This window comes from Micromonospora sp. WMMD967, assembly GCF_029626165.1.
Lineage (GTDB): Bacteria > Actinomycetota > Actinomycetes > Mycobacteriales > Micromonosporaceae > Micromonospora > Micromonospora taraxaci.
The window spans coordinates 368,802-384,159 of sequence record NZ_JARUBK010000001.1 but is presented as its reverse complement, the minus strand read 5'-3'; the positions used below and the strand labels follow the sequence as shown (position 1 = coordinate 384,159).

Annotated in this window: 15 protein-coding genes and 1 tRNA gene; 11 read left to right on the top strand and 5 right to left on the bottom strand. The window is 71.2% G+C overall.

Features of this window, described 5'->3' with window-relative positions:
- The first annotated feature begins 8 nt into the window (after positions 1 to 8).
- From O7631_RS01850 to O7631_RS01810, 9 genes are all read left to right on the top strand, one after another.
- Positions 9 to 569, top strand: coding sequence for an NADH-quinone oxidoreductase subunit J (locus tag O7631_RS01850; RefSeq protein WP_244311550.1), 561 nt, complete (start codon positions 9 to 11; stop codon positions 567 to 569).
- Positions 566 to 928, top strand: a complete 363-nt coding sequence (gene nuoK, locus O7631_RS01845; RefSeq protein WP_278142723.1) for an NADH-quinone oxidoreductase subunit NuoK — start codon at positions 566 to 568, stop codon at positions 926 to 928. Before O7631_RS01850 ends, nuoK begins: the two co-directional genes overlap by 4 nt.
- Complete coding sequence (locus O7631_RS01840) at positions 925 to 2,856, top strand: NADH-quinone oxidoreductase subunit L (RefSeq protein WP_278142722.1); 1,932 nt, start codon at positions 925 to 927, stop codon at positions 2,854 to 2,856. The genes nuoK and O7631_RS01840 overlap by 4 nt, the downstream gene beginning before the upstream one ends.
- On the top strand, positions 2,853 to 4,361 hold the full coding sequence (locus tag O7631_RS01835; protein WP_278142721.1) for an NADH-quinone oxidoreductase subunit M: 1,509 nt from the start codon (positions 2,853 to 2,855) through the stop codon (positions 4,359 to 4,361). Before O7631_RS01840 ends, O7631_RS01835 begins: the two co-directional genes overlap by 4 nt.
- Complete coding sequence (locus tag O7631_RS01830; protein ID WP_278142720.1) at positions 4,358 to 5,845, top strand: proton-conducting transporter membrane subunit; 1,488 nt, start codon at positions 4,358 to 4,360, stop codon at positions 5,843 to 5,845. Before O7631_RS01835 ends, O7631_RS01830 begins: the two co-directional genes overlap by 4 nt.
- A 120-nt stretch (positions 5,846 to 5,965) precedes the next feature.
- Complete coding sequence (gene htpX, locus O7631_RS01825; protein WP_269682290.1) at positions 5,966 to 6,841, top strand: zinc metalloprotease HtpX; 876 nt, start codon at positions 5,966 to 5,968, stop codon at positions 6,839 to 6,841.
- Positions 6,842 to 6,986: 145 nt separating this feature from the next.
- Positions 6,987 to 8,246 carry an MFS transporter gene (locus tag O7631_RS01820; RefSeq protein WP_269682291.1) on the top strand — a complete coding sequence of 420 codons (1,260 nt, stop codon included), beginning with the start codon at positions 6,987 to 6,989 and terminating at the stop codon, positions 8,244 to 8,246.
- 77 nt (positions 8,247 to 8,323) lie between these two features.
- A complete protein-coding gene (locus O7631_RS01815) occupies positions 8,324 to 8,851 on the top strand; it encodes a dihydrofolate reductase family protein (protein ID WP_278142719.1) in 528 nt (175 codons plus the stop codon).
- A gap of 200 nt (positions 8,852 to 9,051) precedes the next feature.
- Positions 9,052 to 9,432, top strand: a complete 381-nt coding sequence (locus O7631_RS01810) for a hypothetical protein (RefSeq protein WP_278142718.1) — start codon at positions 9,052 to 9,054, stop codon at positions 9,430 to 9,432.
- A 53-nt stretch (positions 9,433 to 9,485) separates the two neighbouring features.
- Here the strand turns inward: O7631_RS01810 and O7631_RS01805 are convergent, their stop codons facing one another.
- Complete coding sequence (locus O7631_RS01805) at positions 9,486 to 10,124, bottom strand: class I SAM-dependent methyltransferase family protein (RefSeq protein WP_278142717.1); 639 nt, start codon at positions 10,122 to 10,124, stop codon at positions 9,486 to 9,488.
- A 134-nt stretch (positions 10,125 to 10,258) separates the two neighbouring features.
- Positions 10,259 to 10,753 (bottom strand): YajQ family cyclic di-GMP-binding protein, encoded by a 495-nt coding sequence (locus O7631_RS01800; RefSeq protein ID WP_088987555.1) that lies wholly within the window; start codon positions 10,751 to 10,753, stop codon positions 10,259 to 10,261.
- A 147-nt stretch (positions 10,754 to 10,900) separates the two neighbouring features.
- On the opposite strand from O7631_RS01800, the gene O7631_RS01795 reads away from it, so the two are divergent.
- Together O7631_RS01795 and O7631_RS01790 are read left to right on the top strand one after the other, a co-directional pair.
- Positions 10,901 to 10,984: transfer RNA gene (locus O7631_RS01795), tRNA-Tyr, on the top strand.
- Positions 10,985 to 11,139: 155 nt separating this feature from the next.
- Complete coding sequence (locus O7631_RS01790) at positions 11,140 to 11,622, top strand: hypothetical protein (protein ID WP_278142716.1); 483 nt, start codon at positions 11,140 to 11,142, stop codon at positions 11,620 to 11,622.
- On the opposite strand, the gene O7631_RS01785 is transcribed toward O7631_RS01790, so the two are convergent.
- The 3 genes from O7631_RS01785 to O7631_RS01775 form a co-directional block, all read right to left on the bottom strand.
- Positions 11,619 to 13,025, bottom strand: coding sequence for a tyrosine-type recombinase/integrase (locus O7631_RS01785; protein ID WP_278142715.1), 1,407 nt, complete (start codon positions 13,023 to 13,025; stop codon positions 11,619 to 11,621). The two genes, O7631_RS01790 and O7631_RS01785, sit on opposite strands and share 4 nt — an antisense overlap.
- The gene (locus tag O7631_RS01780) at positions 13,022 to 13,225 is read right to left on the bottom strand and encodes a helix-turn-helix domain-containing protein (protein ID WP_187691360.1); all 204 of its coding nucleotides are present in this window, start codon (positions 13,223 to 13,225) and stop codon (positions 13,022 to 13,024) included. The genes O7631_RS01785 and O7631_RS01780 overlap by 4 nt, the downstream gene beginning before the upstream one ends.
- Before the next feature lie 533 nt (positions 13,226 to 13,758).
- Positions 13,759 to 15,357, bottom strand: a complete 1,599-nt coding sequence (locus tag O7631_RS01775; protein ID WP_278142714.1) for a YfjI family protein — start codon at positions 15,355 to 15,357, stop codon at positions 13,759 to 13,761.
- Between the last annotated feature and the right edge of the window lies 1 nt (position 15,358).

Genomic DNA, 15,358 nt, shown 5'->3' with positions numbered 1-15,358 from the left:
GTGTTCCGGTGACCGGGGCGGATGTGCTGCTGCTCGCCCTCGGCGCGGTGGCGGTCGGTGCCGGTGTGCTTGTGGTGACCACCAGACACCTGGTCCGTGCCGGCCTCTACCTGGTGGTGTGCCTGGGCGCGTTGGCCGGTGACTTCCTGGTGCTCAGCGCCGAGTTGGTGGCCTGGGTACAGGTGCTGATCTACGTGGGTGCGGTGGTGGTCCTGCTGTTGTTCGCGGTGATGCTGACCCGGGCGCCGATCGGTGCCTCCGACGACCTGGACCGGCCGGGCTGGCCGGCCGCCCTGATCGGTGGCGGCGCCGGCCTGGGGTTGACCGCACTGCTCGTCGACGCGTACCGCTGGAGCACCGTCGCGTTGCCCGACACGGGCACCGCCGAGCGGTTGGGGGAGCAGATCTTCCAGTCCTGGGTGTTGCCGTTCGAGGTGCTCTCCGTGCTGCTGTTGTCCGCCCTGGTGGGTGCGATCGTGCTGTCCCGACCGGACATCGGCCGTCCGCCCAGCCGTGCGACGGCGGCACCTACCGAGCTGGCCGACGCGGAGCCCGGGGGGCGCCGGTGAGGCCGGTCATCCCGTACGTCACCGCCGCGCTGCTGTTCGGGCTGGGCGTCTACGGCGTACTTCGCCGACGCAACGCGGTGCTGGTGCTGATGTCGGTCGAGTTGATGCTCAACGCGGTCAACCTGATCCTGGTCACCGCGGACAGCACCGCCCGCGCCGTGCTCCCGCACTCGGGGCAGGTCTTCGCGCTGTTCGTCATCGTCCTCGCCGCCGCCGAGATCGGCGTCGGGTTGGCCATCGTTCTGCAGCTCTACCGGTTGCGGGCCACAGTGGCTGTCGACGACGTGCCGCTGACCGAGCCGGCGCAGACCGCCGACGGGCGCGAGACGGCCGTCCTGGACACGGAGGCGAGCCGGTGACCGGGCTGCTCGGGGCGTTGCTGCCCGCCGTCCCGCTCACCGCCGGCCTGGCCGGCCTGCTGCTGCCGGCGGCCCCGCGTCGCGATGACACGACCGGCGGCGGCCGGGCCCGGCAGGCCGCCGTCGCGCTCGGCGTGACCGGTGCGACCGGCGCGTTGGCGCTGGCCGTCGCGCTGCTGCTGACCGTCGACGGGCCGACGGAGACCTCGACCACCTGGGTCGACCTCGGCGGGCTGACGGTGACCCTCGGCGTACGGCTGGACGGTGCCGCCGCGCTGGTCGCGGTGGCGGTCACGGCTGTCGCCCTGGCCGTGCAGGTCTACTCGATCGGGTACCTGCGGCGCGGTCCGCACGACGACATCGACGTCGACCACCGCTACCCCTCGTACGCCGCCCAGATCAGCCTCTTCACGGGCGCCATGCTGCTGGTGGTGGTCGCCGGAGACCTGATCATGCTGCTGGTCGGCTGGGAGGTGATGGGCCTCTGCTCGTACCTCCTGATCGCCCACGACCGCCGACTGCCCGGCGCTCCCGCCGCGGCGATGAAGGCGTTCCTGGTGACCCGGGTCGGTGACGTCGGGTTCCTGCTCGGCATCGCGCTGCTCGGCGTGTCGACGGGCAGCTTCCGGATCGCCGACGTGCTCGCCCACGACCACTCCGGCGCGACGTTGACGGCGGCCGGTCTGCTGCTGCTCGCCGGGGTCGCCGGTAAGAGCGCGCAGTTCCCGCTGCACACCTGGCTGCCGGACGCGATGGCCGGCCCGACGCCGATCTCCGCGCTGATCCACGCCGCGACGATGGTCGCCGCCGGGGTGTACGCGGTGGCCCGCCTCTACCCGCTGTTCACCGACGCTCCGGTGACGCTGACGGTGCTCGGGGTGGTCGGAGCGATCACGGTGCTGCTCGGCGCGTTCGCCGCGACCGCGCAGGACGACATCAAACGCGTACTGGCCTGGTCGACGGTGTCCCAGCTCGGTTACATGACGGGTGCGCTGGCCGTCGGCTCCCCGTCGGCGGCGCTGTTCCACCTGCTGACGCACGCCGCGTTCAAGGCGCTGTTGTTCCTCGCCGCGGGCGCGGTCATCCACGCGGTCGGCACCACACTGATGTCGGAGATGGGCGGGCTGCGCCGGAGCATGCCGGTGACGTTCTGGTGCACTGTGGTGGGCCTGGGCGCGCTGGCCGGGGTGCCGCCGCTCGCCGGCTTCTGGAGCAAGGACGGCGTGTTGACGGTGGCCGAATCGGCAGCGCTGGAGGGCACCGGCCCGGCGCCGTCCTGGGTGGGCTGGATGGTGTGGCTGGCCGGGTTGCTCGGCGTGGCGATCACCTCCTGGTACGCCGGTCGCCTGCTGCTGCGCGCCTTCTTCGGGGCACCCCGCCTGCCGCTGGTCCAACCGCACGACCCGCCGGCACTGCTGCGCTGGCCGGTGCTGCTGCTGGCCGTACCCGCCGCTCTGCTCGGTCTGGCCGGCTTCGTCGGGGTGTTCGCCGACCGCCTGCGCTTCCCCACGGTGCCGGTGGCCGGCTCCGAGGACGGCCTTGTCCACCTCGGCCCGGGGCTGTTGCTGCCGCTGGTGTTGCTGCTGGTCGGCGCCGGGCTGGTGACGCTGCGCTGGCGGCGGGATCCGACCGCCGACCCGGCGACCACGCTGGGTCCGCTGCGGCCGGTCTTCGCCAGCGCGTTCCGGCTCGACGACGTCCAGCACGCACTTGTCGTACGCCCCGTCCGGGCGCTGGCCCGCGCCACGCGTACGACGGACGAGGTGGTGGTGGACGGTGCTGTCGAGGGCAGCGGTCGGGCCGCGTCCGCGCTGGGCGCGGGGCTGGCCGCGTTGCACCGGGCGGCGCTGCCCCGGGCCGCCGCCGGCGTCCTGGCCGGCGCGCTGCTGATCGGCCTGGCCGCCGCCCTGATCGGAGTTACCCAATGACGTTCGGGCAGGTGTTGCTCGTCGCTGTCCTGGCGGTGCCGGCGCTCGGCGCGGTCGCGGTGGTGGCGACGCCCCGGGATCGGGCGGCCCGGCTGGTCGGCACCGTCGCTGCGGCGCTGACCCTGCTGGCCGCGGTGCCGCTGGTGTTCGGCCGTCCGGACGCTTACATCTGGTCGGCCGACGCCCCGGCGGTGCGCCCGTGGCACGAACTGGACCGGTCCTGGGTGCCGGGTCTGGAGTTGCGCTTCCACCTGGGCGTCGACGGCATCTCGTGGCCGCTGGTGGTGTTGACCGCGCTGCTCACGTTGCTGTGCTGCGCGTACACGATGTGGCGGGTGCCGGACGGCGGCAGTGGCCGGGCGCTGGTCGCGTTGCTGCTGGTGGTCGAGGTGGGCATCCTGGGGACGTTCCTCGCCCTGGACCTGGTGCTGTTCTTCCTCTTCTTCGAAATCGTCCTCCTCCCGATGTACGCGATCATCGCCGGCTGGGGTGGCGCGGAGCGCCGCCGGGCGGCCCGGAAGTTCGCCCTCTACACGCTGTTCGGCTCGGTGCTGCTGCTGGTCGGCGTGTACGTGGTGGTCGCCGCCGCCGGCACCGCCGACCTGGTGGCGTTGACGGGTGGCGCGGGGATGTCCCGGGGCACCCAGTTGGCCGCGTTCACACTGCTCGCGGTGGCGTTCGCGGTGAAGAGCCCGCTGTGGCCGTTGCACTCCTGGCTGCCCGACGCGCACACGCAGGCACCCACGGTGGGCAGTGTCGTGTTGGCCGGTGTACTGCTCAAGATGGGCACGTACGGTCTGATCCGGGTGGCGGTGGGGGTGGCGCCGGATGGTGCCCGCTGGGCGGCGCCGGTGCTCGGCGTGCTGGCCGTCGCCGCGATCCTGGTCGGTTCGCTGGTGTGCCTGGCCCAGGTCGACGTGAAGCGGCTGATCGCGTACTCCAGCGTGGGGCACATGGGCTTCGTGCTACTGGGGGTCGCCACGCTGACCACCACCGGCATCCAGGCGGCGCTGATCGGCAACGTCGCACACGGTGTGATCACCGGTCTGCTGTTCTTCCTGGCCGGTGCGGTGAAGGACCGTACCGGCACTGGTGCCCTCGCCGAGTTGTCCGGGCTGCGCGAGACCGCGCCCCGGTTGGCCGGTCTGCTCGCGTTCGCGGCCATCGCGTCGCTCGGCCTGCCCGGGCTGGCCGGCTTCTGGGGTGAGGCCTTCGCGGTGGTCGCTGCCGTCCAGGTGGGCGGCCCGCTCTGGACCACCCTCGGGGTGCTGGCGGCAATCGGCGGGGCGCTCACTGCCGCGTACTTCCTGCGGTTGCTGCGTCAGGTCACCCACAACCGTCCGAGCCCCGCCGTCGGGCAGGTCGGTCCCGGCCTGGCCGGCGCGGAGTTGACCGCCTGGGTTCCGCTGGTGCTGCTCGCGTTGGCCATCGGGCTGGCCCCGGCGCTGGTCCTCGGCGTCGCCGAGGCCCCCGTCGACGCCCTGATCGGGGTGGTCCTCCCATGACTGGTGTGCAGAGCGTGGACAGCGTCGCGCTGCTCCCGGCCTACCTGGCCGCCGGCACCGCCGTACTCGTGCTCCTCACCGACCTGATCCTGGCCCGGCCACGAGCCACGATCGTGGCGGCCGCGGTGGGCGCGCTCGGCACCGCCGTCGGCTCGGCGGTGGTCGGCGTGGGCGGTGAACGGCGGACCTTCTGCGTCGGCGCCGACTGCTCCTGGATCTTCGGCGGCCGGGCCGCCCTGATCGGCGTGGTGGTCGCGCTGCTCACCGTGGGGGTGCTCGGGCTGTCGGTACCCGCGCTACGGGCCGGTCGGTCACCGGTGGGGGAATACTGCTTCCTGCTGGCCTGCTCGATGACCGGCGGCGTGGTGCTCGGCGCGGCCGGTGACCTGATCACCCTGATCGTCGCCCTGGAGACGCTGACCCTGCCGCTGTACGTGCTGGTCGGCCTGCGTCGGGGCAGTCTCGCCAGCGCTGAGGCGGCGGTGACGTTCTTCGTGGTCAGCGTGGTCGCCACCACCCTGACCCTGCTCGGCGCTGCCCTGCTGTACGCGGTGACCGGTGGGCTGCACCTGGACCGGCTGGGCGCGTCGCTCGCCGACCGGCCGGAGCTGCGGGACCTGCCACTGACCACCGCGGCGGTGGCGGTACTGCTGGTCGGGTTGGCCTTCAAGGTGGCGGCGGTGCCGTTCCACGCGTGGGCGCCGGCCACCTACGACGGCGCGCCGCTGCCGGTGGCCGCGTACCTGTCCACCGCGTCGAAACTGGGTGGCCTGGTCGCCCTGCTCGCCGTGGTGCAGCGAGCACTACCGGCGGACCAGACCGGCCCGGTGCTCGCCGTCCTCGCGGTGCTCACCATGACCGTCGGCAACCTGGTCGCGCTGCGCCAGCGGCGTACCGTCCGGCTGCTCGCGTGGTCGTCCGTCGCGCAGGCCGGCTACATCCTCGCCCCGTTGGGGGCATTGGCGCTGGCCGCCGGCCGCACCGACGACGCCCGGTCCGCCGCGTACGCCGCCGCTGTGGCGTACGCCGTCTTCTTCGTGGTGTTGGAGTTGGCCGCGTTCGCCGGGGTGACCGCGCTGCGCCCGACCGGTGCCGACGGCGGCACGCTGGACGACCTGCGCGGGGCGGCCCGCCGGCACCCGTGGCGGGCGGCGGCGCTCGGTCTCGCGCTGGTGGGCCTGGCCGGCCTGCCACCGGGGCTCGCCGGCCTGTTCGCGAAGGTGACGGTGGTCCGGGCGCTACTGGATGGTGGTGCGGCCTGGCTGGCGCTCGTGGTGGCCCTGAACGCCGTGATCGGTCTCGCCTACTACCTGCGGGTGACCGCCGCGCTCTGGACGCCGGCAGCTCCTGCTACCGCGAGTGGTGGGGGCGTTGCGGCCGTACCCCTGGTGGGTGTGGTGGCCGTGGTGCTGGCGGTGGCGACGGTGGCCGCCGTGGTCCTCGGCGTCGCCCCGCAGTTGGTGCTCGACGTCGCCGGCCGCTGACCCGACCTGACCTGCGGCGCAGTCTCAGTCAACTCTCAGCGTTGTAACGGATGGTTGGCGGGTACCGGGTTGTTGCACCGGTCAGCGGATCCCGGCGATCCGTGCACCGAAGGAGAGATCGTGCACCACAACCGTCTGAAGACCGCAGCGCTGCTTGGCCTGCTCAGCGCCCTGATCCTGGCGGTGGGCTACTGGTTCGGTGGCAGTGGTGGCCTGGTCATCGCTGTCGTCGTGTCGCTGGTCATGAACGGCGTTTCCTACTTCTACTCCGACAAGATCGCACTGCGCTCGATGGGGGCACAACCGGTCACCGAGGCACAGTTCCCCGAGCTGTACCGGATGGTGCGTGAGTTGGCGGCCGACGCCCGGCAGCCGATGCCCCGGCTCTACGTGAGCCCCACGGCACAGCCCAACGCGTTCGCCACGGGTCGTAACCCGCAGCACGCGGCGGTCTGCGTGACCCAGGGCATCACCGAGATCCTCGACTACCGCGAGCTGCGCGGTGTGATCGGGCACGAGCTGTCCCACGTCTACAACCGGGACATCCTGATCTCCAGCGTGGCTGCGGGTCTGGCCAGCATCATCACCCTGCTGGCGAACCTCGCCTTCTTCATCCCGATCGGCGGTGGGGACGACGAGGACCGGCCGAACCCGGCCGTCCTGCTGCTGACCCTGATCCTGGGCCCGATCGCGGCGACCGTGATCCAGTTGGCGATCAGCCGGAGCCGCGAGTTCCAGGCGGACGCCTCGGGCGCCGAGCTGAGCCGCGACCCGCTGGCCCTGGCCAGCGCGCTCCGCAAGATCGACGCGGTGGCCCGGCGTCGGCCGCTGCCGGCCGAGGGCCAGCTCACCAGCACCGCACACCTCATGATCGCCAACCCGTTCCGGGGCGGTGGCGTGGCGGCGCTGTTCGCCACGCACCCGAAGATGGAGGACCGGGTCGCCCGGCTGGAGCAGATGGCCCGCAACTCCGGGCCGGTGCAGTTCCAGCGCTGACCCACTGATCGACGCATCCGCCCGTACCCGGTCGCCCGGGTACGGGCGGACTGCTGTGTCGAGGGCGATAACCGCTGTCTGCCGTCGCACCGTGCCGTTAGGGTCGTAAACGGTCCACGCTCATTACATCCTCAGGAGGTCCACCGTGGTCGCGCTGCGTCAGTACCTGGGAGTCTGGCGAATCCCCGGCGCGCCGATGCTGCTGATCACCGGCATCATCGGGCGGCTCGGGATCGGCATGACCCCGCTGGCGCTGCTCCTGGTGGTCGAGCAGGTGACCGGCCGATACTCGTTGGCCGCCGTGGCCGGCGGGATCTACGCCGTGGCCGGTGCCGCGCTCAGCCCGGTGGCCGGGCGGATCGCCGACCGGGTCGGCCCCAGCCCTGTCCTGCTGGTCACCGCCGTGGCCCACCCCCTGGCGCTCACCGGGCTGCTGCTCGCCAGCCGCTCGGGCGACGACGCGCTGGCCGTCATCTACCTCGCCAGCGGCGTCGCAGGTGCCACGTACCCGCCGCTCACCGCCGCCATCCGAGGCGCCTGGAACGACCTGACCGGCCCCAACTCCGGCCGGTACGCCCTCCGCAACACCGCACTGGCCGCCGAGACCACGCTCTTCGAGATCGTCTTCGTGCTCGGCCCGCTGCTGGTCGCCGGCTTCGTCCTCGTCGCCGACGCGGCAGCCGCCCTGATCGGCGCGGCAGTCGTCACCCTGGCTGGCACCACCGCCGTGGCCCTCGGCCAGGTCATGCGCGGCTGGCAGCCGCACCCCAAGGAACACCACGCCCGAGGCCTCGGGCCGCTGCGGGTCGCCGGCTTCCCGGCCCTGCTGGTCTGCGTGGCCGGGCTGGGCATCGCGTTCGGCGCCGCCGGGGTGATCGTCCCGGCGTACGCGAGCGGCCACACCACCGACGACCCGGAGAGCCTGGCCGGCCTTCTCCTCGCGGTCTGGGGGCTCGGCAGCGCCGCCGGCGGCGTCTGGTTCGGCGTCCGCAAGCCGGCACCGAACATGACCCGCCAGTTCGCCCTGCTCCTCGCCGCCCTCGCCGGCACCTTCGCGGTGTTCTCGGTGATGCCCACCCCACTGGCCCTGGGTGTCGCGCTGGTCGTCGGCGGAGCCACCATCGCGCCCGCGCTGACCCTGGAGAACACCCTGGTCGGCCGAATCGCCCCCGCCGGCATGCTGAACGAGGCGTACACCTGGGTCGTCACCGTTGCGGTCGCCGCGAGCGCGGCCGGCGGCTCGGTCGCCGGCCTGATCGTCGACCACGCCGGCGGCGTCCGCTGGGCGTTCCTGTTCGCTGGAGCGGCGGTCGCCGTCGCGGCCGGGGTCGCCGCGCTCCCCGCCGGGCCCATCGCCCGTGCGGAAACCACGGCGGTACGCGCCGAACAGCCCGTCCCCGCCTGACCCGCCCGGCCTCGATCCGGGCCCGCCCGGGCTCGATCCGGGCGGCGTTGTGGGGCGGTGCGCCGTACCCTCGGCTGATGGCCAAGGTTCTGTACTCGGCGACCGCGTCCCTCGACGGCTACATCGCCGGCCCGGGCGGTGACATGTCGTGGCTGACGGACCACCTCGGGGGCGAGAACCCGACGGCGGAACGCCTCCTGCACAGTGTCGGCGCGATCCTGGCCGGCAACGGCACCTTCGGCGGCGACGACCCGAACCGGGGCACCGACAGCGAAGGCGCATTCGGCGGCCAGTACCACGGGCCGGTGTTCGTCCTCACCCACCGACCCCCGGCCGAGCCACCCGCCGACGTCACGTTCGTCGGTGACCTGCACAGCGCCGTCGCGCAGGCCAAGGAGGCCGCCGGGGACAAGTACGTCAACGTCCTCGGCGCGAACGTGGCCAAGCAGTGCATCGAGGCCGGGCTGCTCGACGAGGTCCTCATGTTCTTCGCCCCGGTGCTGCTCGGCGACGGGGTGCGCATGTTCGACCACCCGGGCGGCACCAAGGTGCGGTTGGTGCGCCTACCCGGCGAAACCGAACACTGGTACCGCGTCACCTACTGAGCCCGCTCGCCTCGCGCCTCGCGCCCCGCGCCTCGCGCCCCGCGCTCCGCGCCCAAGATCCGCGCAACTTCCCGGATGTTGCTGCCTCGGACGTGCGGGAGACACCAATATCCCTGATGTTGCGCGGATCTTGGCGACGAGCATGCGGCGCGGGCGGTCGCATCGGCGTACCGCGCGCACTGCCGGTGCAGTATTAGGGCGTGCGGCGGGATCTGGGTGACGGTTGGTCGATCGATCTCTACGGTGACTGGACGGCTGAGCGCGCCACAGACGGCGGCGCAACCTGGTGTACGCCCGGCCGCACGATCCTGGTCGTGCTCGGCGTGCCGTGGCGGTGCGCCGATGGGGTCGACATCATCGCCTCGCTCGATGCCCAGCTACCGCCAGACCCGACGGTCAAGATGGGCGAGGGCGGCCGAGGTGGAATCGGTCATCGTGCCGCCTTGGTCTACCACCACGACGGCGATGTCGGTTCCGCTCTTCACGGCTACACCTTCACCGACGAGACGTACCTGGAGACGTCTTCACCGACACGCACTCGGGGGACTTCGGTTGGGCCTACGACGCTTGGCGCTCGGTGACCCGAACCGCCACATAGTTCGGTCGGCGGATCTCGGGCAGCGACCTGCTGGCGTCAACGCAGGAACGTGAAGAGGGTTCCCGCAGGTTCCAGGGGCAGCGGAGCGCCTTCGAAACGGTGAACGCCGACAGAGAATCGAACGCCGTCCGGAGCGTGGAATGCCTGCTCCACGAAGCCGGCATTCCGAAACCACCCGCGTACCGCCGGGGTCAGGTCCGGGTCGCGTCGCGTCCTGGTCCAGATCACGGTGGCGCCCTCGGCGCAGATCTGGGGTAGGGCGGCAACGGTTCGCTCTACGTCGGCGTCCGAGATGTTGCCGAAAACCCCGACCATGAGCAGCAGGTCGGCCGGAACCACCCCCACGTACGACGACAGCCGGCCCGCGTCTGCCTGCCCGATCGCGATGGTGGAGAGGCCGGCCTGCGCGGCGGCGGCCTGAGCGGCCGACACATTGCCCGCGTCGTACTCAAGAAGGGTCGCGTGTACGCGCTGAGCATCAGACCTTGAGGCGAGGACGCCGATGAGGTCATGGCCCTGCCCCGCACACACGCTCACCGCGGTCAGCCGCTCGTCGGAACGCTGCTCGAGCCACGACGCGATGTGCTGCTGCACCAGGCGCAGTCGACGCGACAGCGGGGACGCTTCATCGGCATAGGGCTCATGCCACGCCTGCCAGTGTGTCTGGGCGGTCATCCGGGCAACGTTGCCAGGCCGGAGCTCACACCGACCCCGCGCCGGGCCGTCGGAGGCCGATCGGCCGACCAGCGACGACCAGGAGCGGCGGTGTGCCCAGGCAGCGCCTTACCGGGCGGGCTGGTCGTCCCGCCCTACCGGTAGTTGTTGAACTGGAGGGCGACGCCGAAGTCCTCGCCCTTGAGCAGTGCGATGACCGCCTGGAGGTCGTCCCGCTTCTTGCCGGTGACTCGCAGCTGGTCGCCCTGGATCTGAGCCTGCACGCCCTTGGGGCCCTCGTCGCGGATCTTCTTGCTGATCGCCTTGGCCTTGTCCGTCTCGATGCCCTGGATGACCTTGCAGTCGATCTTGAAGATCTTGCCAGACGGACGCGGCTCGCCGGCGTCCAACGATTTCAGCGAAATGTTCCGCTTGACCAACTTCTCCTTGAACACGTCCAAGGCGGCACGGACACGCTCCTCGGTCTCCGCCTGAAGACCGATCGCCTCCTCGCCGGACCAGGAGATCTCGGCGCCGGTGCCGCGGAAGTCGAACCGCGTCGCAAGCTCCTTCTCCGCCTGCCGAAGGGCGTTGTCGACCTCCTGGCGGTCGACCTTGCTCACGATGTCGAACGACGGGTTCGCTGCCATGTTTCTGCTCCTGCTGTCCGGCGGTCTGGGCCTGCCGTCGGCCGCCGACCAGCGGCACGACCCCCTGACCGTACCCGGTTGCGTGGCTGCCGGGTGGAGCCGCTATCCTTGCTTCCGCCGCCGCGTTACGACGCGGTGGGGTGCCCTGGCGGGTTGCCCGAGCGGCCAATGGGAGCGGACTGTAAATCCGTCGCGAAAGCTTCAGAGGTTCGAATCCTCTACCCGCCACCAGGTGCTAAAAGAGGCCCCTGACCAGCGCGAACGCCGGTCAGGGGCCTCTTTTGTGAGTCTCACTCAGTCCCGCTCTAGCCCGCTCGATCTCGCTGGTTGTGTCACATACGTGTCACCGCCTGATCTTGCCCCTGGTATCCCGGCAGGATGTTCGGATGGCGTGGGAGTGGCTGGCACCAGCCGGGACGGCCTTCGGTGCAGTGGTTGGAGCGTTGGCGGTAGTTGTCAGTGGGCAACTTGCTTCCCGGTCGGGGGTTCGAGCTCAAGAGATCCAGCTAGCAACCCTCAAGCACCAGACCGCAGCGGAGGATCGCCGCGCTCTCGTAGCGGCCAAGCAGGTGCTGTACAGCAAGTTCCTCGTCGAGCTCGAAATAGCGTTCGTTGCGGCCCTCGACGTTTCGTTACTTGCCGACACGCCTGAGGGACAGCAAGCGGCAAAGGTCTCGATGTGGGAATCCGCCCAACGGCTCTTGGCGCTTCAAGCGGAGATTGCCGTGCTGGCCGGCCCGTCGGTCTATACCTTGACGGGCAAGTTATTTAAGGCGCTCGATGGTTTGGCTGAGGGTTCAACGTCCAAGGCTTTCTCGGAAGCGAAAGCCGACGTGGTTTACGCCTTTCACAAAGACGTGGCTTCCTAGTTGTAGCGGTTAGTAGGTGTTCGCGTCAGTGCGGCCTCAATGCGGTGTTTGGCGGCCTCGTCTTGGCCATGAACGCACTTCGCGTAAACCCGCATGAGGACGTGCACGCTGTGCCCGGCCCATTCGGCGACCTGGGTTGCCGGCACCCCGGCGTTGAGCCAGAGCGACACGGCGGCGTGCCGCAGGTCGTACGGTCGCCGCGCCAGCGGGGAACGCTGCTGAGCCGGGGTGAGCACCTTTGCCCGCGCGTCGCGCCACGCCTTCCCGTAGGTGTTGTTCGGGATAGGTTGCCCGGCGGTGGGCACGTACCGCCCGCCGGGGCCGCGTCGGGTCACGAACAGCTTGCCGTTCGATCCCGGCGGGTACTCCTTGATGTGGTGGTCGAGCAGCCGCACGAGCGGCGGCGCGACGGGTACGTCCCGGGTCGCTGCCTTCGCCCGGTGCTTGAGCCCTCGGTCCTCGGCGGTGTCGTCTCCGTCGCCCCAGTCCCGACCTACGGCCACCGTCGAGCCGGTCAGGTGTAGCACGCCCCACCCCCCAAGCTGGGCCGGCCGCTCGTACTCGTCTTCGCGCAGGTGGAGCACTTCCTCGGGCCGCAGCGCGGCGTAGTACATGCACCCGAAGAACGCTTCCAACTCGGGCACGCTGCGCCCCACCTCGGCGAGCAGCGCCCGAACCTGATCGGGGTTGACCACCGCTCCCCGGTCGACCTCATCGGCCATTTTCGGCGCGGTCCAACTCACCAGGGTCATCGGATGCGCGTCGAGTAGCCGCAGCTCAACGGCGTATTTGAGGGCGCCGGAGAAGACGGCCCGCTTGCGGGCGATCGTGCTGGGCGACGCGGGCGCACCGTCCATTCGCAGGGCAAGCGTGTCGAGCGCCTTCCGCACCAGGGCAGCGTCGGCGAGCGCCGTCAGGTCGACGGTGTTGGCCTTGAGCCAGCGCACGGCGGCGGCCAGGTGGGCGGGCGGCTCGCCAGCGTCTCGGCGAGTCCTGTTGAACACCCACCCATAGAGCGCGGCCCGCATCGCCTTCTCGCTCGGCGCGCCTCGGTCGGTCGCCAGCAGCGCCGGAGTGACGGTGGCCAGCGTCTCGGCGATGCCCTTGCGGTGCTTCGCCGACGCGCGCGGCCACTTCATGTCGACGTAGGCCACCGCGTGCTCGTACCACGACCGGGCGTTGAGCGCGCGCGCCATCGGCTCGGGCAGGCCGCTGGCCTCATCGAACGCGACGCCTTCCCGCTGGGACACCACGAGCTTGGATCGGAAGCTCTCGGCCAGTGCTCGGGTGGCGAACGTGTCGCGGAACGGCCTGCCGGCGACCTTCCACCGCACGCCGTAGGAAAAGCCCTTGGTGAGCTGCCGTTTCTGGATGCTGTAGACCCGTACGTCGTAGGTGCTCATGCTGCCTCTTCGTGGTCGTTGAGCCAGTTGTCCAGGTCGCGGCGACGGACGTACAGGCTGCCGTTCGGGTACTTGATCGTTCGGGGGGCGCGGCCGGTGGCCTTCCAGCGGAAGAAGGTCGACCGGGGTACGCGCAGTTCGTCCAGGACTTCGGCGAGGGTGAGCAGGTTCCCGGTCGGGGTGCGGCGGGCGGTGGTCATGGTCGGGTGTCCTCCCTCGGGGTGGCGTGGAGGTCGATGCGCTGGAACAGTGGGGGATCGGCGGTCGGGGTAGGGCCGGCTGACCTGCTGGATGTGCAGCACTTGGGCGATGTCGGCGAGCGCTGCGGCTGTTTCAGCGGGTGTGCCGTGCAGCCTGATTCGCACGGTGAGCGCCTTCCGGTCGGTGCGGGTCGCGTATGGAGGGTCGCTTAGGCATCGCGGCAGAAGGGCGTAGGGCGGCCCGCTGAGAGCGCCGTAGAGCCAAGATTCGGAGCGTCCTGGTGTAAGGCGTAGGGCCTAGTGCTTCCAGGCGCTCTCAGCGGGCCGTTTCGGGGGTGCCGGCGGCCGGGTCGGGCGTCCGGCGCTGCCGGGAGGGGGCGGGAGGCGTTGACACGTTGACAATCGGCGGCCGGGCGAGCGTTTCCGCAGGTGAAGGCGGGTGGGGTGCTGTCAACGGGGGGGCGTTGACAGGCGTTGACACCCGTTGACACCGGTTGGGCCGGCGGCGGATTGTCAACGCCTGTCAACGCCTGTCAACGGGGGGCGTTGACACCCTCGGACGTGTCCTGAGCTGGGGAAACGTCGCCGGCCGGGACCGGTGTCAACGTGTCAACGCTTCCGGGGGCCTCTGCGACGGCGCGGGGGTGCAGTTCGTACCGGCCGTCCGGCCCGCTGCGGACCCACCCGAGTGCGGCCAACTCCGCGAGCACCGCCGACACCTCGTCGGACTTCGGGAGCCGGCGGGACACCTTGCGGTGCAGTTCCCGGCGGGTGAACGTGGTCATGCCCTTGTTGGTGAGCACGCCGAGCACGTACCGAGCGTTCTCGATCGCGGTGTCGCTGCCGATCGTGGTCAGCGCCGCTCGGTAGTGCGCCGCGAAGAACTCCGCGAGCCTCACGGCGTCGGTCATCCGGTCGGCGTCGATGGGGCGTCGCCACGCGTCGGCGGGGTGGTGGGCGACGTGCAACAGGCCGGCTAGGCGCAGCGTTGCGCCGGAGAGCTTGTTGCCCCACTCGCGCATGTCGTGCAGCGTCCCGCCGGGGCGTAGTTGTGCTTCCACCTCCTGGGCTGCGGCCAGCCGTACCCGCCCGGCCTCGGGGGTGAGGGTGACCACGGCGGGGTCTTCCCAATCGGCGAGGGTGGCGGCCAGGTCGTGTACCCGGTGCCGGTAGCCGCCCGTCACCGCCTCGGGCACCGGCTCGGTATCCACCAACCGATACCCCGCGAGGGACCGGGGCAGTGCGAACAGAAACCGGGCCGGCAGGCCACGCCCGGCCAGGTCGGCATTGCCGCCGAACTTGCGCAGCACTGAGGGTTGCGCCATCACGCACACGGTCAGCGCGGGTTTGTCGACCGAGGCTCCCTCGCGGGTCTGCCGTTCGTTGCTCATCGGCTGCCCCGCGTGGCCCTTGAGGTAGGGATCAAGGTTCGGCGCACCGGAGTAGCGGCCGGCGAGGGTGTCGAAGATCCCGCCTTCATCGCTGATGATCGCCATGCGTCCGCCGTTGGCGGCCATCAGCCCTATCAGGGCTTCCGGGGTGGCGTCGTCCACGATCAGGCGGGGCAGGCCGGGAACGGTGATCGCCTCGGCCGCGATCGCGGCGGCTACCGCCTCGGCGGCGGCCTCATCGCGCTTGCTCGGGTCGCTGGCCTTAGCTGCCTGTGCCTTGGCCTGTTCGGCGTGCCGGTCGGCGATGTCCCGCAACGCGGCAGCCTCGGCGATCCGGGGCCGCATCGCCTCGCCGAGCGTCGACTGTGCGGCGAACAGCGGTGCGGTCATCGCCCGGTGAACAGGCGACTTCCGCTCGCCGGGGCCGGCGATGACGGCGGCGAACACGTTCACCGGCTCCCGCCACCCGCCGACCGGCTCCACCTCCAACCGGCCACCCGCGCAGGCGGACAGCACGGCGGCGGCGAGGGTGCCGGCCATCGCGGGGTCGGTCTGGGTGAACCGGGCGACGCCGGTCACCATGTCGCCGAGCCAGCGGGGGAACACGTCGACCGGGAACGGCGGCGGCGCGGTGCTCGGCCCGGTCAAGGGCACTGGAACATCCCACAGCGGCCCGCCCGAGGTCGGCTCGTTGGTGGCGTCGGGGTGGTCGGTGACCAGGTGCAGACGTGCGGGTGTCATG